Source organism: Rummeliibacillus sp. G93, assembly GCF_023515935.1.
GTDB classification, from domain to species: Bacteria; Bacillota; Bacilli; order Bacillales_A; family Planococcaceae; genus Rummeliibacillus; species Rummeliibacillus stabekisii.
The window spans coordinates 1547840-1572796 of record NZ_CP097314.1 but is presented as its reverse complement, the minus strand read 5'-3'; the positions used below and the strand labels follow the sequence as shown (position 1 = coordinate 1572796).

At 37.5% G+C, this 24957-nt stretch carries 19 protein-coding genes; 2 read left to right on the top strand and 17 right to left on the bottom strand.

What is annotated here, in order from left to right; all coding sequences use genetic code 11:
* Window positions 1-8: 8 nt before the first annotated feature.
* From M2M59_RS07825 to M2M59_RS07775, 11 genes are all read right to left on the bottom strand, one after another.
* A complete protein-coding gene (locus M2M59_RS07825; protein ID WP_249775926.1) occupies window positions 9-1274 on the bottom strand; it encodes a cytosine deaminase in 1266 nt (421 codons plus the stop codon).
* Window positions 1271-2554 (bottom strand): cytosine permease, encoded by a 1284-nt coding sequence (gene codB / locus M2M59_RS07820; RefSeq protein WP_249775925.1) that lies wholly within the window; start codon window positions 2552-2554, stop codon window positions 1271-1273. Before codB ends, M2M59_RS07825 begins: the two co-directional genes overlap by 4 nt.
* Before the next feature lie 308 nt (window positions 2555-2862).
* The gene (locus M2M59_RS07815) at window positions 2863-4146 is read right to left on the bottom strand and encodes an MFS transporter (protein WP_249775924.1); all 1284 of its coding nucleotides are present in this window, start codon (window positions 4144-4146) and stop codon (window positions 2863-2865) included.
* Between the two features lie 155 nt (window positions 4147-4301).
* Complete coding sequence (gene arcC / locus M2M59_RS07810) at window positions 4302-5237, bottom strand: carbamate kinase (RefSeq protein ID WP_066786998.1); 936 nt, start codon at window positions 5235-5237, stop codon at window positions 4302-4304.
* Window positions 5238-5323: 86 nt separating this feature from the next.
* A complete protein-coding gene (locus M2M59_RS07805) occupies window positions 5324-6598 on the bottom strand; it encodes a YlbE family protein (protein WP_066786995.1) in 1275 nt (424 codons plus the stop codon).
* A 62-nt stretch (window positions 6599-6660) separates the two neighbouring features.
* Entirely contained in the window at window positions 6661-8406 is a 1746-nt protein-coding gene (gene fdrA, locus M2M59_RS07800; RefSeq protein ID WP_066786992.1) for an acyl-CoA synthetase FdrA, read from the bottom strand.
* 73 nt (window positions 8407-8479) lie between these two features.
* Window positions 8480-9529 (bottom strand): ureidoglycolate dehydrogenase, encoded by a 1050-nt coding sequence (allD, locus tag M2M59_RS07795; RefSeq protein ID WP_249775923.1) that lies wholly within the window; start codon window positions 9527-9529, stop codon window positions 8480-8482.
* Window positions 9530-9560: 31 nt separating this feature from the next.
* Window positions 9561-10610, bottom strand: a complete 1050-nt coding sequence (gene allD / locus M2M59_RS07790) for an ureidoglycolate dehydrogenase (RefSeq protein WP_147193505.1) — start codon at window positions 10608-10610, stop codon at window positions 9561-9563.
* 153 nt (window positions 10611-10763) lie between these two features.
* On the bottom strand, window positions 10764-11528 hold the full coding sequence (gene allE, locus M2M59_RS07785) for a (S)-ureidoglycine aminohydrolase (protein WP_066786979.1): 765 nt from the start codon (window positions 11526-11528) through the stop codon (window positions 10764-10766).
* A gap of 43 nt (window positions 11529-11571) precedes the next feature.
* Window positions 11572-12804 (bottom strand): allantoate deiminase, encoded by a 1233-nt coding sequence (gene allC, locus M2M59_RS07780; RefSeq protein WP_147195048.1) that lies wholly within the window; start codon window positions 12802-12804, stop codon window positions 11572-11574.
* Between the two features lie 326 nt (window positions 12805-13130).
* Window positions 13131-14798: a PucR family transcriptional regulator gene (locus tag M2M59_RS07775; RefSeq protein ID WP_249775922.1), complete on the bottom strand. Its 1668-nt coding sequence runs from the start codon at window positions 14796-14798 to the stop codon at window positions 13131-13133.
* Between the two features lie 257 nt (window positions 14799-15055).
* Here M2M59_RS07775 and M2M59_RS07770 point away from each other — a divergent pair, with 257 nt between their 5' ends.
* Window positions 15056-15925, top strand: a complete 870-nt coding sequence (locus M2M59_RS07770; RefSeq protein ID WP_249775921.1) for an alpha/beta hydrolase — start codon at window positions 15056-15058, stop codon at window positions 15923-15925.
* A gap of 53 nt (window positions 15926-15978) precedes the next feature.
* Here M2M59_RS07770 and M2M59_RS07765 read toward each other — a convergent pair whose 3' ends face one another.
* Entirely contained in the window at window positions 15979-17301 is a 1323-nt protein-coding gene (locus tag M2M59_RS07765) for a uracil/xanthine transporter (protein ID WP_249775920.1), read from the bottom strand.
* A 21-nt stretch (window positions 17302-17322) separates the two neighbouring features.
* The gene (locus tag M2M59_RS07760; RefSeq protein ID WP_249775919.1) at window positions 17323-18225 is read right to left on the bottom strand and encodes an oxamate carbamoyltransferase subunit AllH family protein; all 903 of its coding nucleotides are present in this window, start codon (window positions 18223-18225) and stop codon (window positions 17323-17325) included.
* A gap of 169 nt (window positions 18226-18394) precedes the next feature.
* Between M2M59_RS07760 and M2M59_RS07755 the strand changes: the two genes are divergently transcribed.
* Window positions 18395-20053, top strand: a complete 1659-nt coding sequence (locus M2M59_RS07755; RefSeq protein WP_147193509.1) for a PucR family transcriptional regulator — start codon at window positions 18395-18397, stop codon at window positions 20051-20053.
* A 37-nt stretch (window positions 20054-20090) separates the two neighbouring features.
* On the opposite strand, the gene M2M59_RS07750 is transcribed toward M2M59_RS07755, so the two are convergent.
* The 4 genes from M2M59_RS07750 to M2M59_RS07735 form a co-directional block, all read right to left on the bottom strand.
* Window positions 20091-21467, bottom strand: a complete 1377-nt coding sequence (locus M2M59_RS07750) for an NCS1 family transporter (protein WP_147193510.1) — start codon at window positions 21465-21467, stop codon at window positions 20091-20093.
* A 76-nt stretch (window positions 21468-21543) separates the two neighbouring features.
* A complete protein-coding gene (gene allB, locus M2M59_RS07745; RefSeq protein WP_249775918.1) occupies window positions 21544-22899 on the bottom strand; it encodes an allantoinase AllB in 1356 nt (451 codons plus the stop codon).
* A gap of 35 nt (window positions 22900-22934) precedes the next feature.
* The gene (locus M2M59_RS07740) at window positions 22935-24275 is read right to left on the bottom strand and encodes an allantoinase (RefSeq protein ID WP_249775917.1); all 1341 of its coding nucleotides are present in this window, start codon (window positions 24273-24275) and stop codon (window positions 22935-22937) included.
* A 470-nt stretch (window positions 24276-24745) separates the two neighbouring features.
* The gene (locus tag M2M59_RS07735; protein WP_147193513.1) at window positions 24746-24949 is read right to left on the bottom strand and encodes a YbdD/YjiX family protein; all 204 of its coding nucleotides are present in this window, start codon (window positions 24947-24949) and stop codon (window positions 24746-24748) included.
* Window positions 24950-24957 lie beyond the last annotated feature (8 nt).

Genomic DNA, 24957 nt, shown 5'->3' with positions numbered 1-24957 from the left:
GGAAAATATTATCGATCAAATGTAACTCCCTCTGTAACACCATCTAGCATGATTTTCGTATCTCTAGGCTTTGTTTCAGCTATTATTTCACCATTCCTAATTGAATATAGAACAGAAGCTTGTTTGCGGATTGCATCGTATTCACTCGCTGCTTCTAATACAATCAAGTTCGCTGGCTTCCCTTCTTCTATTCCATATTGTTCTTCTATATCAAGTGTTCTTGCACTGTTGTTTGTGATTAAATCAATTGAATTCACAATTTGGTCATAGCCCATTAGTTGAGTAACATGCAAGCCCATATGTAAGACTTGTAGCATATTGCCAGTACCTAGTGGATACCACGGATCAAATATATCATCATGGCCAAAGCATACGTTGATACCCTCTTCTTGTAGTTCTTTCACACGAGTAATACCTCTGCGTTTCGGATAAGTATCAAAACGTCCCTGAAGGTGTATATTTACCAGTGGGTTTGCAACAAAATTGATATCTGCAAGCTTTAATAGTCTAAATAATTTTGATGTATAAGCTCCGTTATAGGAATGCATAGCTGTCGTATGGCTTGCAGTTACTCGGCTGCCCATCCCGAGGCGGTACGCTTCGGCTGCTACTACTTCCACAAAACGAGATTGTTCATCATCTATTTCGTCACAATGTATATCAACAAGGCGATCATATTTTTCAGCTAACTGAAAGGCAGCTTTTAATGAATCCACACCATATTCACGTGTAAATTCATAGTGTGGAATACCGCCAACCACATCAGCACCCATTTTTAATGATTCTTCCAACAATTCATAGCCATTTGGGTAAGAAAGAATCCCTTCTTGTGGGAAGGCTACCAGCTGTAAGTCAATAAACTTCGCCATCTCTTCTTTTACTTCTAGCATTGCCTTTAGTGCTGTCAGATCTGGATCTGTGACATCAACATGTGTGCGTACATGCTGAATCCCCTGCGCTATTTGCCATTTCAATGCTGTTTTTGCTCTAGTTTTTACATCTCGGGCTGTTAAAGATTCTTTTCTCTCCGACCATCTTTGAATCCCTTCAAACAATGTACCGCTGACGTTCCAGTTTGGTTCGCCTGCTGTCAATGTGGTATCCAAATGAATGTGTGGTTCAATAAATGGAGGAAGCACTAGGCACCCTTGCACATCTATAATTTGTTGGTCGTTCTTTTCAATTTTTTGAGCTATTTTTACTATCTTCTTATTTTGTATATGGATTTGCCATAATCCTTCTCTTTTTCTAAGCTTCGCATTTTTAATGATCATGCTTCTTTCACCTCATTGATTGTCATTGGTTTTACACTTGAAGTAGATTCCGCTTCCTTATTTAATAGAAGGGATAACACTACATAGATTAGAGCTGCGCTGATAAGTCCGTTCAATGGCGGTATGCCCGGTATGAATTTCGCTGCTACAAAACCGATTCCCCATGATACAATTGCATTCCAGTTGAACGCTTTAAATTTCATTGTTTCAAACTCTTTATACTTGCCTCGGTGTACGATAAAGAAATCTGCAATAATAATCGCACCAATTGGCGGCAGTGCAGCTCCAAGCATAGTGAGGAATCCAACAAAATTGTTGTATAGCCACATAGCTAGAAATGTCCCAACAATGCCGTTAACAATAACTACCTTACTTTTCTTTATTTTTGTAATGTTAGATATCCCTAAACCTGATGCATAAATGGCGTTGTCATTCGTTGTCCAAATATTTAAGCCTAGCACGATAATTGCTGGGATGATTAGCCCTTGTAAAAACATCACTTCTGAAATATCTGATTGCCCTGTTGCAATCGCTCCAATCGCCCCAAACAAGAACATTAACGTATTTCCAACAAAGAAAGCTAGTACAGTAGTGATTACACTTGTCTTTTTCGTATTTGAGAATCTTGTAAAGTCTGGCGTTAAGGTACCACCACTGATGAACGATCCTACACAAATTGTTAGAGCAGCTGCAAAACTCATTGTTTCTTTTGGCTGATGCTGCATGAGAGCGTTAAATCCGCCAAGCATGTCCACTGCATCCCACGCAGAGTAGCTTCCTAATATAACAATCAAAGGTACGGCAATAAAACTTAAGATCGTGAGTGCTTTCATGCCGAAAAAGGCAGTTGCCGTCATAAGTAATCCCATGATAATGATTAAAAGATACGTATCTATGCCAGTTGCTTTATGAACAGGTACAGCGAACATCGCTACCCCTACTCCAAACCAGCCAATTTGGGTTAAGCTTAGGATAAAAGAAGACAGATAAGAACCCTTTAATCCAAATGCGTAACGCGTCAATAAGTGTGTAGATAAACCTGTTTTCGCAGCTATATAAGCGAGAGTGCCTGTGTATGCACCTAGTAATAGATTACCTAAAAGAACAATGACAATAAATTGTTTCATTGATAAGCCTAAGCCAAGTGTTCCTCCAGAGAGCATACTAGCTGAGAAGAAAGTAAAGCCAAGCATTACTACCAACATTCTAAAGAAACCGTTTCGGTGTGACGCGGGCACCGCCTGCAATGAAAAGTCTGCGTCTACTTTTTTGTTTTCCATACAAAACATTCCTCCTGTTTTAGAACAATCTAAAACTGGTACCGAGAATAGGATCTTCGGTATCGTACCTGCAGGGAAAACAAAAGAGGCTTCTTGCCATAATTCTGACAAGAAGCCTCTTTTTCAGCATAGGAAAAGGGCATAATCTAACACCATCTTCTTCTAAGCAATTCCGCTGTCCTTGTCAGCCTCTCTGGACTGATTTAAAGGTACCAGTATTAAGTTAAATCTATTATCACAAATAACAAAGCTATAGTCAATAGATTTTTTATTTAAAGCGAAAGTGATTTTATTTTTAAAACTCTAAATTATATGGTAATGTCGGTAGATTCATTAACATCCTTCCGTTTCTCTAAAATCAAAAGTGCACCGATGACACCAATTAATGAGAAAATCACTGGTATAATAAAGCCGTATTGATAACCAGTATTTACAGACGACGAATGAAAATGATCTAAAACACTACCAAAAATGCTTGGCAATAATACAGCGCTTAAAAAACCACCCGTATTTGCAAAGCCTGATACTACGCCCACTTCTTTCATATCGAAAGAATTTCTTACCACGGCGAATGTCAACGCACTCGCTCCATTACCGTATCCAATAATAAAGAAAAGTACATAAAGCATGCCCATGGGAGGTTTACCCCCTAAAAACAAGAAAGCGGTCCAGCATGCAAAGACAAACAATTGAACAATTATATAAGGCCTTTTTATTGTACCTATACGGCTAGTTATCCAGCTTGTTAGCGGAGCGCCGATTATTGCTCCAAATAACCCAATCATGACTAGCTGGCTCGCATCCTGACGACTCATACCATATAGATGCATTCCAAATGGAACTGCCCACGAACCAATGAAACCGACATAGGTACCGACCAACCCAAAATGGCATAAGAAGGTTGCCCAAGCTTGGCGCTCGGTAAAGATTCTGCGCAATAAAATCAAAGTTTTTTCTCGCTGTGGCTTTTCTTTTTTAATTGACTGCGTGATGTCTTGAGAAATACTCTTCTCCATCTTTTTAGGATGTTTAACTAGCACTAAATAGAGAAGAATCCCACATAGGCATAGTAATATGCCTACTGTTAAGAATGGAGTTCTCCATCCTGTAGCAGTAATCCATGATGAAAATGGTACAGTTGCAAATAAAAATCCAAGACTCCCACTCATACCTGCTAACCCTAGCAAACCTACAAATTCTTTCAATTTGAACCATTGACTTAATATTAGTACTAGATTAATCCAGATAGTAGCGTCACCTATTCCTACTAATAACCTCGCAAAGAAAAGGAAAAACTCATTAGAAGAGAGACTGTACATAAGGGTGCCTAGCCCATTTACAATAGCTCCACCAACCAAAAAATAGTTTGGACCAAATCGATCAGAAAGAATTCCAACCGGTATTTGCAGACCTGCGTAGGCCATAAACTGGATGCTTGTCAAAAGTCCAATTGTTGAGGCAGGTATACTAAATTCACCCATTAATTGATCTGTTATTAAGCCTGGGGCAGTTCGCTGACTTGCAATTAAAAGATATGTAACTAAAACGGTTGTGAAAACAACCCATCGGAACTTGCTATCCTGCTTTTTCAAAAGCAACACTCCTGGCTTTATAGATTTACTTTTTTCATTTTACTATACATTCTATGCAAAACTGTATTACCATTTTTTATATTTATATCGCTACTGATAAATAAAAACAGACGGAGAAATATGAACTCTTCTCCGCCTGCTTTCACTTTAAAATTTTATAATGTTACACGAGTACCTGTTTTACCTTCAAGAGCTTCTTGAAGTTTGTCGATAGAAGTGATTACGACATTTTTGCCGCCTTTTTTCAAGAACAAAATTGCAGCTTCGATTTTCGGACCCATGCTTCCTTTAGGGAAGTGACCTTCGTCCATGTAACGCAATGCTTCATCAATAGTCATTTCTAATAGGTTTTGTTGTTGTGGTGTACCGAAATGAATCGCTACTTGTTCAACACCAGTCAAGATGAATAGGTAATCAGCATTGATGTCAGCAGCAAGCAATGCACTTGCAAAGTCTTTATCAATAACTGCTTCTACACCTTTAAGCATACCATTTTCTTCAATTACAGGAATACCACCGCCACCAGCAGTAACTACTGTGATATCTTTTTCTAATAAAGCTTCAATTGCTTCTTTTTCTACAATGCGAGTTGGTTTTGGAGAAGCAACTACGCGTCTGTAGCCTCTACCGCTGTCTTCAACGAAGCTTACATTTTCTTCTGCAGAAATTCTATCAGCTTCTTCTTTAGTAAAGAAAGGACCAATTGGCTTAGTTGGATTTTCAAAAGCTGGATCGTCTTGAGAAACAACTGATTGAGTGATAACAGTTGCAACAGTTTTATTAATGTTTTTCTCTGTCATTTTGTTTTTAAATGCTTGTTGAATTAAGTAACCTAAGTTGCCTTCAGTTTCGGCATCTAAAACATCAAGTGGATAGTTAGGAATAACAGATTCTGCCATTTGAGATTTAATTAATGAATTCCCTACTTGTGGGCCGTTACCATGCGTGATAACTACTGTGTTACCTTGTTCAACTAATTTAAGAACTGGTTCACAGCTTTCATTGATATTTTGTTGTTGTTCTTCAATTGTACCTTTTTGGCCTTCTTTAATAATCGCGTTACCGCCGATTGCTAAAACGATTTTGTTCATTAATTTCTCTCCTTAAAAGTAAAAATAATAATATTCTTGTCAGAAAGAAGGAGAGGACGATGCCTCTCCTTCATCATTTGATCAGACTATTGTGGGTCGATAAGACCTAATTTAACTGCATAAGCATCGATTGCTTTTTCGAAGCAAGCTAATGGTGCACGAACAGTACCTGCGCCGATTTGGCCAACTCCAGCTTCTTTGTGTGCAATACCAGTGTTGATGACTGGTTCAATTCCTAATTCAACAACTTTTCTTGCATCGATTCCTAGGCAAGAACCTTGGAAATCCCAAGTTGGAATAGAGAAGTTTGGGTTTTGGTCAATACAAATTTCAAGCATTTCATTACTTGTTTTTAGTGCATCTTCAAATCCGCCTGCACCTACAAAACGTGTAACACCAGGAGCAGCGATCATAGCAAAACCGCCGACACCGAATGTTTCAGTGATTGCGCTATCACCCATATCTGAGCATGCCATGTCTTGTGAATAGCCAGTAAAGAACAAACCTTGTGGTGTGTTTACAGGAGCAGTAAACCATTGGTCGCCCATACCTGCGATGCGGATACCAAATTCGTAACCATTACGGCACATAGCTGTTACAACAGTACCATGTTGGATAGTTCTAGCAGTATCCATAATTGATTTACCTGTCGCCATTGCAATATTTAGGAAGAATTGATCTGTATCTGCTAAGAATTTAATTACAGCTTGTTTTTCTTCTTCGCTTGCATCTGTTTTTAAGATATAAGGAGCGATCTCTTTTAAGAAAATAAGTGAACCAGCGATATTACGTTGGTGGAATTCATCACCCATTGTGATAGCTTTAGCGATCATTACGTTGATGTTCATGCCATCTTCAGTTTCTTTAAGAGCTTTAGAAAGAACTGGTCCAAGAACATCTCTCATCCAAGCTAGACGATTTGTTACTTCTTCAGAGTAAGCACCGAAACGAAGAACTTTACCGATACCTTCGTTCATTGTGCAATAAGCACGGTTTCCACCGTCACGGTTTTCTACAACTAGAACAGGCATGCTTCCAGAAGTGATACCGCCCATTGGTCCAACAGCATTTACGTGGTGGCAAGGAATGAATTCTACTTCACCGTTTTCTAACATTTTGAAAGCTTCATCTGCATTAGATGCCCAGCCTTCGAATAATGCAGCACCTACGCAAGAACCTTGCATTGGGCTTGGCATGTTTTCCCATTTAGTTGGAGGGCCTGCATGAAGCAAGACCTTTCCGTTTAATTCTTCAATAACTGATTTTGCTGGAACCACATCTAATAAGAATGGTGCACCTGCAACAATTTTATCTAACACGGCGCGGTTAGCTTCATCGATTGTATTATATTGTCCGTACATACTATTTTTCCTCCAATTTCAAGAACTGTACTTCCACTTTTTGATTCTCTTGCTTAAGCAGATTAACGAAGAACACTTAATACTTTGCGCATTCTTTCGTTTCCGCCAGCAACTGGACGCCAGTCGAACTGAACAACTCTACCATTATTAGCAGTAATTGCTTCTGTGAATTTTTTCAAACCAACATTGACTACACTTGGTTTTTCTTTCAATAATTTTTCAATTGCTTCTGAAACAGTGAAGTCTTTTGAAGCTGTTTCTTTACCAGCAACCACTTCTTTATCTTTTTCTTCAATTTGAATATCAAGCATGCCAAGTGCAGTGCGAACAGCTTGGTTGTTACTGTCTCTTAGAATAACGCCAGCACTTTCAAGTTTTGCTTTTTGATCTGCAATATCTTGAGGATCTTGGTTAGTACCGCAAACAGTTGCAACAAAGTAAATTTCTTTGCCTTTTGCTTTTGCTTCTTGTTGAATTTTTTGGATACCAGGAACCAAAGCGCTTGCCATATCTTCATGAGAACCATAACCAAGTACAACATCGAATAAGATAATTGCAGTTGAGTCATCTTCTGCAGCTTTTTTGAAGAATTGAATTCTTGTATCTGGATCGATCATTGGGTGTGGTTTACCTTGTGTATAAATATCATCACCAAGGTCAGCTACTTCAAATCCATCTGCACTTAATAGGTACCCTTCATCATGGTGACCACTTTGAGCCAATCCAAGGCCTCTGCTGATAAGAGTAGCAGCTTCATAACCTAATGTACCGCCAGAGTATAAACCTTTAATTGTTTTTTGGTCAGCATTTAGGTTCACAGATGGAACTTCAATAGCTGCACCATAGTAATTAGGTTTAACTGTATTGCCACTTGCAAGATCTACTGCGATAGCTGCAGTTTCTTCAAGTGTATTTGCATAATAGATGTTACCTTCATGGTTGTGTGGTTCTTCACCTAAGAAGATAGCAACTACTGGTTTTGAAACGCTTTGTAGCAATTCAACAACTTCATCGCGCACTTCTTTTGCTGGTGGCTTAGAAATCATTGTGATGACTTCTGTATCTTTGTGATTAGCCAATGCTCTGATTGCATCCAACATTGTAATTGCACCAATCTTATCTGAAAGGTCACGTCCACCTGTACCGATAGCAGAAGAAACGCCTCCGCCTAAACGATCGACTTGTACAGATACTTCTTGGATACCAGTACCAGAAGCACCAACGATACCGATGTTGCCTGGTTTTACAACGTTAGCGAATGCAACTGGAACACCTGAAACAATAGAAGTACCGCAGTCAGGTCCCATTACAAGCAAGCCTTTATCATGTGCTTTTTCTTTTAAACGGCGTTCGTCTTCTACAGTTACATTGTCACTGAAAATCAAAACGTGCAAACCATTATCTAGCGCTTTGTCAGCTTCTTCTGCAGCGTATTGACCTGGAGTAGAGATAAGAGCCATGTTTGCATTTGGCAAAGCTTTCATTGCTTTATCCCAAGTTTTTACTGTTTGGAATTCTTCTTTGCTGTTGTTGATAGATTGGTTATTTAAATAAGTGTCAATCTCTTCAAGGATTTCTTCGATTTTTTCGTCTGCATCAGTATCGACAACGATACACATATCGTTTGCAGCTGCTCTCTCAAGATCTTCAGAGTATAGACCTGATGATTTGAAAATATCTTTATTCGCAGGAGTCCCCATCATTACTTGGACTTTATTAACGCCTTCCATTGTAGAAAGTTTGTTTGTGAGAAGCATTAAGTTTACTGAATCCTGGTAGGAGTTCTGTTTAATAATTGTATGAAGCATGTTGTTATGCACCTCTTTATAAAATTTGCTTTTGTAATAAGGGTGGCAAATAATTGCCCCTTATTCATATCCTTTATTCCGCGAAAGGATTTTTATGGTCATATGCATTATTGTGAATGACATCTGAAGTTAAGTACTCATAAATATCGTCAACAATTTCAATGCCATTTTCTTCGTACTTCTTAACTCTTTCAGCACTTCTTTGTCCTGGATAATAAACTTTGTCATAACCAGGTGCAGGTTTTATGTTATTCAAATCCTGCATAGTAGTAGAAATGCCTTCTTGGAATGCACTTAAAGTTGTGAAGAAATCTGGATTAATGACAATATGCAATTGGCCAAGATTACGATACTCAGTCAAATCATGGTACATAGAAGACACCTTGCCGCCAAATGGAAGGCCCAGCAAGATACCTGAAAGCACATCCACCATCATCATAAGACCGTAGCCTTTAGGACCTGCAATAGGCAATAATGCATTAACTTTAAATGGATCAGTTGTAGGTTCACCATTGCTGTCTACTGCCCAAGTTTCAGGTATTGGTTCATTTTTTGAACGCGCATGTAAAACTTTTCCCCAAGCTTGAACGGTAGTAGCCATATCAAATGTGATTTGGTCTCCATCTTTACCAGGAGCAGCAAAGGCAATAGGATTGGTACCATAGTAAGGTTCCGCTCCGCCAAATGGCACAACCATAGGATCAGATTGACAAACAGAAATTCCAATTAAATTTTCATGTGCTGCTTGCCCCACAAAGTAAGAAAGTGCCCCACTGTGGCTTATTTTCTTAACACCAACAACAGCAATGCCGTTTTCTTTCGCCATTTTGATAGCTTCATCCATAGCTAGCTTAGCAGCTACATGACCTACCCCATTGTCGCCGTCAAAAACAGCAGTACAAGGACCTGTTTTTTCGAACTTGAAGTTAGGTTTATTATTAATTCCGCCTTTAGCGATTCTTTCGGCATAATACTCAACTCGCATAGCTCCATGTGAATGAACGCCTCGAGCATCAGCATGAACAAGAACGTCTGCAACCCCATTGGCATGCTCTTCTGTAAGTCCAGCTTTATTAAGTTTTGTTGAGATTAAGTCTTTTAATTTTTCCTTTGTTACTTTCATTGTGCTCCACCCCTATGATCCCCATTTGTTTTTATTCTGCAAAAGGATTTTTATGGTCGTATTGATTGTTATGAATAACATCCGATTTTAAATAATCATAAATATCATCTACAATTTCAATGCCGTTTTCCTTATAATCTGCAATCACTACATCGTTGTTTTGTCCTGGATACAATACTTTGTCGAAACCTGGAGCAGGCTTAATGCCATTCAAGTCATCCATAGATTGTGAAATATCTTTTTGGAAGCCTGTGATTCCCATAAAGAATTCTGGATTAATAACAATGTGAAGTTGACCTAATTTACGGTATTCCGAAAGGTTTTCATACATAGAAGACACTTTATTACCGAATGGAAGGCCTAGTAATACACCAGATAGTACATCTACCATCATTGCTAAACCATAGCCTTTAGGACCTGAGATTGGCAATAATGCGTTTACTTTGTAAGGATCTGTTGTAGGTTCACCGTTTCCATCTACAGCCCATGTATCAGGAATTGTTTGATTTTTAGAACGAGCATGTAGAATTTTACCCCAAGCTTGAACAGTAGTAGCCATATCTAAAGTCATTTTACGATCGTCAGTACTTGGTGCAGCAAAAGCAATCGGATTTGTACCATAGTAAGGCTCTGCTCCGCCGAATGGAACTACCATAGGGTCGGATTGGCAAACAGAGAATCCAATAAGGTTTGATTCTGCCGCTTGATTTGTGAAGTATGAAATAGCTCCACTGTGTGAAATGTCACGTACGCCTACAATAGCTACGCCACTTTCTTTAGCCATTTTAATGGCTTCGTCCATAGCAAGTTTAGCTGCTGTGTGGCCATTACCGCCATCACCATGGAAAACACCTGTTGCAGGACCTGTTTTTTCAAATTTGAAATCAGGATTTGTGTTCATGCCGCCTTTAGCAATTCTTTCAGCATAGTACTCTACACGCATTGCGCCATGAGAGTGAATTCCTCTTTCATCCGCAAATACAAGAACGTCAGCTGCTGTTGAGGCATGTTCTTCATTTAAGCCTGCTTTATGAAGCTTATTTTTGATTAAACTTTTTAAATCTTCTTTGCTAACTCTCATCGTAGCACCTCTTTGCTTTCGATATTATCTCTCATTAACGGGCTTTTAACCCCACCTCAAGCTATTAGGCATAGGTGGAGTTCCGTACAGCCCGATTGCTATATTAACCCTCAGCAGAAAATCAAAATGCGCTGAGAATAAGGCAAAATGATATTATAGTGATGCGTCACGGTTGCAGTCTTTAGAGTACACATAAGTTAATGGTTCTCTACCAACTGCATAGCCAGCTTGTTGTACATAAGGACCCATGAAAATGTAGTCGTCTTTTTTAACTGGAATCCATTCGTTGTCTAAGTTATACATACCTTCACCAGACAACAGGTAAGCGCCATGTTCTTGAACATGAGTTTCGATGAATGGGTGGCTTGCTGCAGGATCGAATGATAAGATATGGAAGTTCATATCGAAATCAATATCCATTGGTAATAAGTCTTTGATATGAACATTTGTCATATCATCGTAGTCTCTGTAGTCGATATCATTTGAATGGCCAGATACAACCCATGGTTTACGGCCTTCAAGTGGTCTATATTTTTGTTTGTAAAGGAACAAACGAGAATCGCCAGCTTCTACATTTTCTAAATACATTGCAACGCCTGGAGGGCAATATACATAGCCGCTTTCTTTTAGTGTGTACTCTTCATTGCCAGCTTTTACTTTCACTTGGCCGCTAAGTACATAAACAAAGCTTTCTACATCGTCTTGGCCGCAGAAGCCTTCGCTGTTTTTCCCGCCCTCATGCATTGTTACGATGTAATCAACGAAGCTTGCGCCTAATTTTGGTGAACCTAAGATTGACATAGAGCAGTTTTCAAAACCAGGTACCACATTATTTACTAATCCTTCTGGAGCGATTAATGCATATAAACCATGTTTAATAATTGATCTGCTTGAAAGTAAGTCTTTAGGATAACCCATTTAAATACATCCCCTAATCTATTTTTTATATTATTTTTGAAGATTATTTATAGCCTAATTCATACAATGCACCAATAAGTGCTTTTACACCTTCAGCTAAATCAGCAGGCTCTGTAAATTCTGCAGGGTTGTGGCTGATTCCTTTTAGGCTCGGTACAAACAACATAGCTGTTGGTACAAACGGTGCAAAGATTTGTGAATCATGGCCTGCACCACTGTGCATTACTTTATAGTTCAATCCATTTTCTTCACATTGTTTCTCAATAAGTTCAACCACGTTTTTATCCATTGGAACAGGATCTGCATCCATCCACATATCAATATCTGTTTCCACACCATGCTCTTTTGAAATCTCGTTCATTCGAGCAGTCATGCTTTCTGTAAAGGATACAATTGCATCTTTATCAGTATGACGTACATCAATTGTGAATAGTGCTTTCCCTGGTACTACATTGACAATGTTTGGCGTTACTTCCACTTTGCCGACTGTAGTTACAAGAGGATCTCCAACTTCTTTTGCCATATTGATGATTTCATAAATCATATGGCTTGCAGCATACATAGCGTCTTTTCTGTAGCCCATTGGTGTTGTACCTGCATGGTTTGCTTCACCAGAAATTTCGATTGTATATCTTCTTTGACCGACAATACTATTGACAACTGCCACTGATTTCTTTTCGGTCTCAAGAACGCTACCTTGTTCTACATGCACTTCTACAAATGCTTTTAGATCTTCGCGAGGTCCTTTGCTTTCATCTCTGAAGCCAAAGCCTGCATTCTTCATTGCATCTACAAAAGGAACGCCTTCGAAATCGCTAATTGATTCAACTTCTTCACGTTTAGCGCTTCCAACAATGTTTTTAGAACCCCAGAAAGCATAAGGGAAACGACTTCCCTCTTCTTCTGCCATTGAAACAATCTCAATGTTTCGAAGTGGCTCTCCGTAAGTTTCTTTTAAATATTTAATCGCAATAATACCAGCGATAACCCCGTATGCTCCATCGTATTTACCGCCGTTAACAACGGAATCCACATGAGAGCCGGTTAAAATTGTTTCTGATTCATCTTTACCTTTTAATGTACCGAATAGGTTGCCGACTTCATCAAAGCGAGCAGAAAGACCAAAGCTTTCCATCCACTCTTTTAAAGCGTGTTGTGCATCGACCCATTCTTTTGAGTAAAGCAGACGGGATACACCGCCTTTAGCATCCTTACCAAAACTGCCTAGCCATTCTAGCTTTCCAGCTGTTTCTTCAGGTAATGCAGAAAAATCCATTGCATCTATTGCCAAATCACTCATCTTCCTTTCTATCTTTATAGGGAAATCACCAGTACATATTCTCCACAAATGGGGTTGAACTGTACTATGTAATTTGCGCATAGCCTGTAAAAAGCTGTGTTAATAAAATGCCGCATTTAATTTTGGACATTCGTACTTGTTTATTTTTACCCTATATCGTGATAAAAATTCCACTTCCTATTGTAAGTTTTTTTAACCAAATAGTCTTTATGATATTTTGATAAATATTATTTATTTTTTTATCCTTATAAGACAAAATCCCACCAACATCCTTGTTGGTGGGGTTTTTAAACACAATGTGATTATTTTTCTCTTTCGCGCTTCAAAAAGTTGATGATTTTTAAACCAACTTGTACAGACAGAGTTTCCTCTGAATCATCAAAATTAATGCCAGTTATTTCTTTTATTCGATCCAATCGATACATTACAGATTTATAATGGATGAAAAGAACTTTTGCAGTCTTAGATGCATTTTGTTGGCATTCCAAGAATGTTTGCAATGTAACCAGCAAATCTGTTCGATTCGATTGGGGATATTCAAGCAAGCGCTGTAATGATTGTGGGATAAATTGAGTTAACACTTGTGGATCATCAAATTGGCTTAAAAGCCTGAAAATACCTAGCTCTGCGAATGCAGTAATGGATTTTTGACCATTTAGCTTTTCACCAACATCGAGAGCATCTTGCGCTTCTTTGTAGCTTTTTGAAATTTCGATAATACTTTCTGCAACATTTCCTATTCCCACCTGTACTGCTACATCTTGAATTTGTTTCTCGATAATGTGTTGAATATTTGCAGCTGTTTTTTGAACGCCCTTTCGCCATGACTTATCATCATATTCATTTTTCTTTTTAACTTTCCACAGCACAGTTACCATATTGCCTTTGTTGGTAATAATTCCCCCAGGAAGATAATGATTTACCGCATCATATAGTGCTGCATGGCTTCGAACTAAGAGATTACTTTTGTTGCTCTCTTTAGAATACGACGTTTCAGTAAGTGGATGAATTTTAAATAAGACAGCTACAAAAGAGCCTTCAAAATCCCAGCTGATGACATTAGCCTTTTCGTATATGGACTGCATTGAACGGATTTTACCGCTAATTAACTCATCAACCAAATCGTTTTTAAATTTCTTCTCAACTTCGGAGACCGCAAATTGTTTAACTAATTCAAGCGATAATGCATTAGCAGAATTTTCAACAGCGATAAAATCAAGTTCTTCTAACGATTTATTGATTTCACCAATTAGCAGATATGTCTTTATATGATTGATGGTTTCAAGCGGAACAACGATTTGGTGACTTTTTTGATTTGGGATCTCTTGATATTTTACGATTTGACGATAATGCGGATATTTAATATTGATCGTTTCCTCATAAAAATGAACCTTTTCCACCAATTCAAATGTTTCAAGGTAAGGTACAGTTGAAACGATGCAATGAAAGTTTCTATCGAAGAGCGCAACAGGATTACCGATCAAATCTGAAAGAGTCGCAATTATACTGTCTATACCTTTATCAGCCAGAGAGATTTCAGTAAAACGGTCATGAATTTCTTTATAGTATTGCAATTTTTTCACTTGCCGATTAAATAGTTCGCCCATTACAGGATACATTACATCGATAAAAGGGATTTCTTTCGACATCTGTATGACTGGCATGCCTAATTGTTCAGCAGCACCAACCAACGGATTAGAGATATCTGTATCAAGATTCTTAATGACGAGAGCACTAACTTTCTTTCTTGCCAAACTTTCAATAAACTCAATTTGTTCTTTGTCATTGAACGAGCGAATGGAGTAGAGGCTAGTTAATATAACTTCACCGCCTTTAATCCATTCAACGATATCAGGTCCTTCCATAATGGTAATACCTGAAACATCATTATTTAAAAAACGCTCACCACCTAATACAATTGCATTTTGAAGTGGGGCTAAGTTTAATAGGTCGGATACTTTAAATTCCATTTGCCATGGTCCTTTACATTAGTTTATTAATCATTAACCTGCTAAGCTTTTAAGCAGCATAGCTTAGTTTTTGATAACGCACGTTTAGTTAAGAAACGACTACTACATGAATTTTGCTTTATACATGCAAACATTCATCATATTATTATACAATAATAACACAGCAAATGAAAAACATAGTTCATTTAGCTGTAATCAAATAATCGTTTCTAGCCAGTATATGGTTATACGATTTAAAGAAAGTGTGAGTGAAGTACATGTTAAAAACGACTGTTTCCTTTAAAAAGGAATTTAACTTCGAGTTGAAGGGAGACTTCTATCCAGCTGATGAAGCAAATAAACCAGTAATTGTCTATATACATGGTGGTGGCTTGTTTTGGGGCTCACGCGAAGATTTGAAAGCAGAACAAATTGAGTTTTACCATGAAGCAGGCTACAATATTTTTTCTATCGATTATCGTCTAGCACCTGAAACGAAAATTTCAGAAATTCGAACGGATATTGAAAGTGCTCTCTCATGGCTTGAAAATAAAGGCACTCATGAATTTGAATATGATCCAGAAAGAATAGCTGTTATTGGTGGTTCTGCAGGAGGGTATTTAGCTCTCTTATCTGGATTATTTAATCAAAAGCCTAAAGCAATCGTTTCTTTCTATGGCTATGGCGATATTACAGGCAATTGGGCAACAAAACCTAGCCCCCATTATCAAAAAATGACAGCTGTACCGGCAGAGCTTGCAAAAATGCTTGTTTCAGACCAACCGATATCAGTAGGACCTATAGAGAAACGCTATGCGATCTACATGTATGCTAGACAAAGTGGCAATTGGATTGAACAAATCAGCGGTCTTCATCCCGTAATATTCAAAGATAAATTACTACAGTATTGTCCTGCAGCTTTAGCAGATGCTGAATATCCTCCTACTTTGTTGCTTCATGGGACAGACGATGAAGATGTCCCATATGAACAATCTGTCGTAATGCAAGAAAAACTGCAAGAAGCTGGTGTACAAAGTAAACTAATCACCATTCCAGGTGGAAAACATGTTTTTGACGAAAATTGGGGTAATTCTGACGTCCAAAATGCCTTTAAAGAGGTTGTTCAATTCTTAGATCAATACCTATAAGAAAAAGAGCTAAAGAATTTTCATTCTTTAGCTCTTTTTAGCATTACATATTTTTACGCTTTTTTACTATCGTCTTCTACACCATAACGATCCCATTTGATTAAGTTTTCCATTAAGAGTGCCAAAATAATTCCCATTAGCAAACCACTGCTAAGCAAAGGTCGGATAACACTTGGAATACTTTCAAAATAAGAAGCAGGAAGTGTCATTATGATTATACCTACGAATAATGGAACCGCAGAACGGTATGCATTGATTGTATTGAACTTAACTTGTCTGAAGAAAGCGAAAGAAGAATTCAAAAGAAGTAAGTAAGAAACAAACAACGCTGCACTACCAATGCTCAGTGGCAATAATGAGAAGAAATGACCAAGCGGCGGTATTAACCCCATAACTAAGAACATAAATCCACCTAAAATAAATGGCATTCTTTTCAAGATACCTGTTTGGCTTAAAAATCCAATAGAAGACACATATGGAGAATAAGGTACAAGTCCAAACAAACCTGCAATAAAAGTGAATATGCCTGTAATAACGAATGAAACTCTATATTCTGAGTTCGTCGTTTTCACCTTATACATGCTTTCTGTCCCTTTTAGTGCTCCAAATGTATTGGCTGAGTTTAATAAACCCGCTAAGACAGCAGTTATGATAATACCTGGATCCCATGCAGGTTTACCTAAAGGAAACAAATCAAGACTAAATGATCCTGATTCGCTTGTTGTATTACCTGAATGGAAAATCAATGAATAAGCAATCCAACCAACAATAATACCTATTAACAAACCATAGCGTCTTATGCTGACAGGAGCTTTAACACTAATCACAATAACAAGTATAGCAATAATGATAGATAACAAAGAAATCGGCAAATCAATATGTGCATTATCTGCTCCGTTACCAAAAGGAATACCTAGCATTCCCTTTAAGAAAATCCGAATAATTTGGCATCCAAATAAAAACATAAATACGCCCATAACCGCAGGTGTAAATAGCTTTGCAAGATGTGGCCCAAGACCAGTAATACCAATAAGAAATGTTAAAATTGCTGATATAATGACACCTACAGTTAAACTTCCGCCTAAAACGTCCAAAGACATACCTTGAGCAGCTGCGGTAGTGCCAAGCGCTAAAATTACGCCCCACCATAGACCTGATTGCCCTTCCATGATTGCCCGTTTATGTCCTACAAGTGCCTGAACGATACAAGCAAGACCCGTTACGATAAATGATAGTTGTAGCATACTGACAATTTTACCTTGTGGTAAATCAAATGCTGCACCTACCGTAATCGGGATTACTACTATATTTGTAAAAATAAAAAAGAGCCATTGCAAGCCCGAAATCCAGTTGCTAGATTTTAATAATTCTTTCATGTGTACACCTCTTATACAATATTATTCCAAAGTAGAAAGAGCTTTAATGCCAAGTAACATCCCTAATAATGTGTCTGTACCGGATGTATGCCCTAACTTTTTCATTTCCAAAAGCGCGTCTTGTAAATTTTCATTTTGTGGATTTGTCATGATTTGCATCATGTTTATTAGATGGGAATGAAATTTACCTTGTGTGGCGTACATTAAGTATTCTAAGGCAATAGAAGTTGTTCGCTTTATCCCATATTCCACTAAATACGAGTGTAGCTTTTTTTGGAAACTATTCTTTTGACTACCGAGTGCCGTAATAGCAGCACATAAACCAGTTAATAAATCATCTCCACTAGGTGTTAAGCCCAATCCTCTACCAATCCAGAAATCGAAAACGCTTTTCGGTTCTACTGATTCATCACCAGAGGCAAGCAAACTTAACTTATCCAATTCCTTTAAAATCGGCTGAACCGGTTTGAAATTCTTAGTTAAGATATACTCCTTAATTAGTTGATTATCTTCTAGGTTTTGTGTAAGACCCGTTTGCCAGTTGTCTGAAGTAAGCTCTACTGCAATTGCCCGGATAATTTCATTTATGCTAGTAGAATTAACCTTTATATGTTGAAGAACAGGAATTGTTATAGCTGCCTTCTTCAATGAAATGGAAAGATTCGGTGCTAAAACAAGCGCATCCAATACGGAATTCCACATTACTTCTTCGTTTTGGATTACCTGTTGGGCAAGCTTTTGGGCTCCTTCCTTTAAGGTAATACCAAATGGAGGGGTACCGTTCTCCGATGTACCAATGTGAATGAGATGTTCACCGAACACCAAATTAAAACTGTTGTTAAATACACTATGGACGTTGCCTTGCGGATTATTTTTAAGTATAGGATGAATCTCAGCACTTATTGTGCGAGCTTGCCACTCCATGATCTTCCCTCCTATCGATATATTGTTCCATATATTAAAACATCCTTATAAGTTTAGTACATTACCACAAACTTGTCATTGTTTAAAATGGCTAAAAAACCATTTGTTTTTTGTTTATTGTTAACGTATAATAGTTACCTACACATAACCTTACAATGAGGGATTAACTATGAAAACAATGAATGACTTATTTATATTAGATGTTATGAAGGATTGTGTTGTGCTAGCTGGACATAGAGGTCTTGGCCGTTCAGTACAATTTGTGAACATTTCTGATACACCCGATGTGATCCAATTTTTAAACGAAAACCACTTGCTTCTAACAACTGGTTACGCTTTTAAAGACGATACAGAAAAGCTATATGAACTTATCCAGCAAATGCATGCACGTAACTGTTCAGGTATTATTATAAAGACACATCGTTTCTTAGGCCAATTGCCTGAAACAGTTAAAATGCTGGCTGATGAATTAGCCTTCCCTATTATCGATTTGCCAACTGAACATACATTAGGAAATGTATCGAGACATATACTAAATTATTTAAATGATGCGGAATCAGAACAATTATATTATGCCATGCATGTGCATAAAGAGTTCTCTGATATGTTAATTAAAGGGTACACTTTGTCAGCTCTTGTGGAACAGTTAGGATTCTTCCTTAAACGCCCTGCCTTATTATTAAATCATCGTGGAGAAAAAATTGCTCATACACATGAATTTAATAAAGAGCCGATGAAGATTGTAGAACAGGAAATCATCCAACTGGTGAAAAATGATCTTCATGAAGCGCGGCATGGAACAACGTATACGCTCACTTCTGAAAGCTATAAGTCAGCTGCAAGCTATCCTGTTAAAACAAAACGACAGCATGAAAGTATGCTAGTAATTGTAGATGCTTTGACTCTTCCTTATCCTGCTTCTAAAGTGGCGATTGAACAAGCAAGCAATGTCATCTCTTTTACTCTGGTTAAGGAGCAAGCAATTGAGGAAAACTCTCGATTATTTAAGAATAACTTTTTTGCAGATTTAATTGAAAAAAGGATTAGCTCCGAGGAAGAGATCATTGGAAGATGCCAATATTATGGATTATACCCGCAATTAGAAACTATTTGCATTGTTTGCAACATTGATCCTGTGGGAAGAAATTATGAGACGCTTCAACTGTATGAAAAAAAGGTAAGCGATTTGCATAATAGTATTTATGATCAGTTAGAAGATGAAATGGTTAACGGTGAAATGAACGGAACATTATTTACAAAGGAAAAGTATTTTGTACTGCTCTTGCAATTTGAACAATATTCAGAAGCAGAAAGACAAAAGTTACTAAATATTGTACAGAACATTCAAAGTATTGATGGAGATTTTTCATTGTCGTTTGGAATTAGTAACCCAACTCCATCGCTCAATGACATTTCACTGATCTACCAAGAGGCAGCCGAAGCTATTTCAAATGGGTACGATTTGAAAAAAACTTCTTTCATTCATTTTTATAAAACAAGAGAAATAAAAGAATTATTCAATATGATACCTAAAAAGAATTTAAAAGAACTATATGAAAATACACTTAAAACCCTTGCTTATCCTAAATCAAAAGAAGATGTGGAATTAGTAAAAACTATTCAAGTTTATCTCGATTCACATTGCGAGATATCTGAAACCTCTAGAAAATTATTTATTCACCGAAATACAGTAAAGTATAGGATTGAAAAAGCAGAAGATATGCTAGGCCGTTCTTTTCACGATCCGCAAGACTCTCTGCGAATAAGAGTGGCATTATTGATTGGTACCCTTCTTGAAGAAAATGAAGATCCGTCAATATTATTGTAAAAAAAGGATTGGAGATAAATCTCCAATCCTTTTCCTTTTATTTCTCGAATATTGTTCCTTTTTTGAAAGGAGAATTTTTAAATCCAAATTTCGTGATTAAGTAATAAGCAATACCAGCTACGAAGAAACCAATAATCCAAGCTAAGTCTACTTCAATAAAGGCTGCTGCTGCACCAACCAGCATTGCAATGATCGCTGCAGGGTTAAACCCTTTATATGGGCCGTTCGCATTATATAAATCCGCAACGTCGACTTTACCTTTTCTAAAGATATGGTATTCAACCAATAGAATAGCAACGATTGGTCCTAAGAATGCTGAGTAGATTAAAACGAACATATTTAAACCTTTTGCTGAAGATTCTTGAACAAGCATCCAAGGGAATGAAACAAGTGCAAGTACCCCAGTTACAGTAACAGCTACTTTGTATTTCGCTTTTGTTAACAATGTAATAACGTATGCAGGCGGGATAATATTAGCAACCATGTTTGTTGCAATAACACCTAACACAATGAATGCTGAAACACCGATTGTGATTGCATCATTATTAATAATGATTGCTAATGCTTTTGAAGGGTTTGTAATACCAGTTACTGATGCAAGCATTGCACCAATTGTAATAACAAATCCATAAGCAATCACGATTGGAGAAAAGTATAAGAATCCTCGTTTTGTATCACTATAACCTGCTTTTAATTCACGAGAATAGTCAGCAGCACTTAGGAAAATCGCTGCGTAGTTACCTAAGAATACCATGATGAAACCGAAGAAATGTAGACCCCAAGAACCTTGAACATGGATCCAATTTTTCGCTACTTCAGCGCCATGTGAACGCACTAAAATGATGAATACATACAATAATGCTACCATGATAACGACAGAAGCAAGAGTTTCTACCCATTTAATAGCATGGAAACCGAATAAAGATAGAACAATTTGCAATAATACAAGAGCAACGAAGCAAATAGCAATATTATCAAAAGCACCATTCGTTGCGATTGTTAGGATTTCGTTTAATGCAGTACCACCAATCCAGCTTTGAATACCATACCAGATTATCGCAGGAACGCCTCGCAATAAGGATGAAATGATTGTTCCTTTAAAACCGAATGACATTCTTAGTTGTACAACATAAGGAACGCCTTCTTTGTAGCCTAGTCTGTCATTTAAGATGAAAATGGTTGAAATAATTGCGATGGCAATAATAGCTGCCGCAAATGTTTGGAACATGTTTAATGTTGCAGCACCAGCTACTACCAAACTCGCTCCCAAAGTCATATTCCCAAGGTTAACACCATCACCAATCCACATAAACATATATGAAAGTGGATTTACTGTTCTTTTGTCAGCCGTTTTCGGGTGTAGAGTTTCGTCTTCACCGCTGTGTGGCTGAACCTCATTTGTATTATTTGTCATTCTAAAATACCCTCTCATTTAACACGGGCATTGCACAGCAATACCCGCGCCCATTTCACTTTTTTAATTTAAGGAATTATTTTTGAGCAGCCATCAATTTTCCGATTGGCTCCCCGACAATACCCTCATTTAAGTCGAACACAACGTTACCACGTACAATTGTTTTAGTGACACGACAATCAATTTGTCTGCCTTCATAGGCACTAAATTTGTTTTTATAGTAAAGATCTTCTCTTTTCACTACATAAGATTGGTTAGGGTCAACAAAAATAATATCCGCATCTTTACCGACAGCGATTTCACCTTTGTTTGGCAAGTTAAAGCGTTCAGATGGATGCGTCGCAATTAAGTCAACAAACTTGTTAACTGGTAAACCGCGTTGTTTTACAGCTAAGTCAAACATCAAATCGACATTATTTTGAACACCACTAATACCGCCCCATGCTTCAAATATATTGCCTTGTTTTAAGTCTTCAGTACAAGGAGAGTGGTCAGATGTAATCCAGTTAATATTACCTTTCATTAGCTCATCCCAAAGTTTTTCTTGGTCTTTTGCTTTTCTTAGTGGCGGCTGACATTTTGCACGTGGCCCAATTTCTTCCACTTGTTCGGCAGAAATAGCCAAATAATGAGGACAAGTTTCTAGTGTTACGTCCACACCTTCTTGTTGTGCTTTTACGATAACTTGTACTGCTTCAGATGTACTAATATGCACAAGGTGAAGTTTACAGCCTGTCTCTTTGGCAAAAAGGATTGCACGGGAAACTGCTTCTACCTCAGTAAAGATAGGACGTGATTCCACGTAATCCATTGCAGTAGTACGGCCTTCTCTTACCATGTCTTCAGCAAGTTTTTTCGTTACAGATGGGTTTTCTGCATGTATGCAAAGCAGTTGGTCTAACTCAGCCAATTTTTGCATTCCTTTATACAATGTATAATCATCTACATTTGTAAAGTCACCAGGAATATCACTCGTTATGTCAGATAAGAAACATTTAAATGCAAGTACTCCAGCTGCATCTAATTCTTCCAACTTGTCCAAGTTATCAGGAACAAGACCTCCATAAAACGCATAATCCACATAGTTTTGTGTTTTGGCTGCTTCCAGTTTAAGATCTAATGCTTCTTTATTAATTGTAGCTGGAAGAGCGTTTAACGGCATTTCTACATAACTTGTAGTACCACCGGCTGCCATTGATTTAGAGCCTGTTTCAAAACCTTCCCATTCTGTACGACCTGGTTCACTGATATGCACATGCGTATCAATCATACCTGGCATTACAAATTGACCTGCTGCATCAATCACTTCTTTAGCATCTTCAGTGATATGTTCTGCAATGCAAGAAATTTTTTCATCTTTGACTCCAATATCTACTTTGCGAACGCCATCATGAAAAACAACGTTACCGCCTTTTATTAATAAATCAAACATACTTTAAGTACTCCTCTCTCGAATAAAGAATAAGCTTATTGCACTTTATCGACTATAATTTTGCCGTTTTCAAAGACAACTTCGCCATTTACCAATGTGTTTTTAACTTTCCCTTTGAAAGTCATGCCCACATATGGAGAGTGTTTGTGGCGATAGTATAAATCTTCATTATGAAGGGTAAAGCTTTCATTTAAATCAACAATTGCCAAATCAGCATCATAGCCTGAAGCTATTTTACCTTTTGTAGAAAGTCCAAAACGTTTCGCTGGGTTTTCAGCTGTTAGTTTTACGATTTTTTCTAATGGTAGATTGCGTTTATAGTACCCTTCTGTAAGCAAAATATTCAGTGTTGATTGTGCACCTGAGATTCCGCCCCAGCCTTCAAAGAAATTATCTGTAATAGTTTTCATAGAAGCTGGTGCTGGAGAATGGTCTGAACCAATGACATCAATTTCGCCATTAGCTAGTGCAGCCCATAACTCTTCCACTTCATCTTCATCGCGTAAAGGAGGAGCACATTTTGCTAAGCCGCCTTTTTCTTCTAAATCTTTTACTGTTAATGCAAGATAGTGAGGACATGTTTCAACGGTTACATTCACGCCTCTTTGTTTTGCTTCTTCAATGATTTTTACAACTTTACGGCTGCTCGCATGTACTACATGTAGTTTACAACCTGTCGCTTCTGAATAAGAAATAATTCTTCTAACTGCTTCAATTTCAGAAATGATAGGTCTAGACTCTACATAGTCTCTTGCAGAAGTTTTACCTTGACTAATTTTTTCTTCAGCAAGCTGCTCACAAATGACAGTGCTTTCAGCATGCACAGCAAGAATAGAACCGAATGAAGCAATTTCTTTCATTCCTTTAAAAATGGTTTCATCATCACTGTGATTAAAGTCAGCAATGCCGCTTGGAGACATGAAAGCTTTAAAACCGATAACACCATTGTCATGCAATCCTTTTAAATCTTTAATATTTTCAGGGACTAGACCACCCCAAAAACGAGGATTAACAACAGCTTTTTGATCAGCAAGCGCTTTTTTCAAAGCTAAGTTTTCAGCGTTAATTGTCGGAGGAGTACTATTTAACGGCATATCGAAAAATGTTGTTGCGCCACCTGCAGCTAAACTCTTGCTACCTGTCTCTAAACCTTCCCACTCAGCTCTACCTGGTTCATTAAAGTGAACATGTGAGTCTATTAAACCCGGAAAGACATGAAGACCTTCTGCGTTAATTTCTTTAAGGGCATCTCCGTCAATTTTTCTTCCGTATGTCACTTCTTGAATTTTTCCGTCCTTAATCGCTATATCTCCTAGCTGAACAGAATCAGCACTTACTATATTGCCGTTTCGTATAATCAAATCATATGAAGTCATAATTCCTTCTCCTCTCAATGTCTGTTTTGACTATTTCTAATATAGTTTGCATGGCTTAGCTAGTTTAATACGCAAACACTTATTATTCAAGCAGCGTATAAAGAGGCAAAGTCTTTACTAATATTCTTGAAATGTTCAAAGATTCGTCGTAAAAACGCTCGAATTTTGTCATATACTAGATACATAGATTATTATAATCATTTTGTATAAGTTGGTCGTTAGACACTTTAAACAAATTACACAATAGCTAGTGTACATTTTTTCTAATAGATTTTCAATTTTTGTTCACTTTGAACAAATCGTTTATTTACAATAACTATCTTAAAGTAATATTTATTTTTGTTTTGTTTACCCGTTTTTGCTAAATTTTACTTAATAAAAACCAAAATATTCTATTCTTTGTATAATAAAAGCCTTCAATTCTAAAAGAATTGGAGGCTTTATAAATTTCTATTTATATAGTTGAATGCCTAGCAGCAACGTGAAACTTTACCATCTTTCCCATTGTAACGTTCTTCCTGCGCTTCGCAGAAAAACTCCTTCCTGCTTTTTATTTGCTGATCTGGATTTGCCTCTTTCATATGTTTTACATATGTTTCATAGCTCGGAACTCCAACTAATAGCGAGATAAATTGACTTCGTTGTTCTAGAACCTTTTTTAAAATAGTTAGCATATTAGCTC

Coding starts and splice junctions, on each gene's coding strand:
- M2M59_RS07825 (WP_249775926.1), bottom strand. CDS start 1,274: ATGATCATTAAAAATGCGAAGCTTAGAAAAAGAGAAGGATTATGGCAA.
- codB (WP_249775925.1), bottom strand. CDS start 2,554: ATGGAAAACAAAAAAGTAGACGCAGACTTTTCATTGCAGGCGGTGCCC.
- arcC (WP_066786998.1), bottom strand. CDS start 5,237: ATGAACAAAATCGTTTTAGCAATCGGCGGTAACGCGATTATTAAAGAA.
- M2M59_RS07805 (WP_066786995.1), bottom strand. CDS start 6,598: ATGTACGGACAATATAATACAATCGATGAAGCTAACCGCGCCGTGTTA.
- fdrA (WP_066786992.1), bottom strand. CDS start 8,406: ATGCTTCATACAATTATTAAACAGAACTCCTACCAGGATTCAGTAAAC.
- allD (WP_249775923.1), bottom strand. CDS start 9,529: ATGAAAGTAACAAAGGAAAAATTAAAAGACTTAATCTCAACAAAACTT.
- allD (WP_147193505.1), bottom strand. CDS start 10,610: ATGAGAGTTAGCAAAGAAGATTTAAAAAGTTTAATCAAAAATAAGCTT.
- allE (WP_066786979.1), bottom strand. CDS start 11,528: ATGGGTTATCCTAAAGACTTACTTTCAAGCAGATCAATTATTAAACAT.
- allC (WP_147195048.1), bottom strand. CDS start 12,804: ATGGATTTTTCTGCATTACCTGAAGAAACAGCTGGAAAGCTAGAATGG.
- M2M59_RS07775 (WP_249775922.1), bottom strand. CDS start 14,798: ATGGAATTTAAAGTATCCGACCTATTAAACTTAGCCCCACTTCAAAAT.
- M2M59_RS07770 (WP_249775921.1), top strand. CDS start 15,056: ATGTTAAAAACGACTGTTTCCTTTAAAAAGGAATTTAACTTCGAGTTG.
- M2M59_RS07765 (WP_249775920.1), bottom strand. CDS start 17,301: ATGAAAGAATTATTAAAATCTAGCAACTGGATTTCGGGCTTGCAATGG.
- M2M59_RS07760 (WP_249775919.1), bottom strand. CDS start 18,225: ATGGAGTGGCAAGCTCGCACAATAAGTGCTGAGATTCATCCTATACTT.
- M2M59_RS07755 (WP_147193509.1), top strand. CDS start 18,395: ATGAAAACAATGAATGACTTATTTATATTAGATGTTATGAAGGATTGT.
- M2M59_RS07750 (WP_147193510.1), bottom strand. CDS start 21,467: ATGACAAATAATACAAATGAGGTTCAGCCACACAGCGGTGAAGACGAA.
- allB (WP_249775918.1), bottom strand. CDS start 22,899: ATGTTTGATTTATTAATAAAAGGCGGTAACGTTGTTTTTCATGATGGC.
- M2M59_RS07740 (WP_249775917.1), bottom strand. CDS start 24,275: ATGACTTCATATGATTTGATTATACGAAACGGCAATATAGTAAGTGCT.
- M2M59_RS07735 (WP_147193513.1), bottom strand. CDS start 24,949: ATGCTAACTATTTTAAAAAAGGTTCTAGAACAACGAAGTCAATTTATC.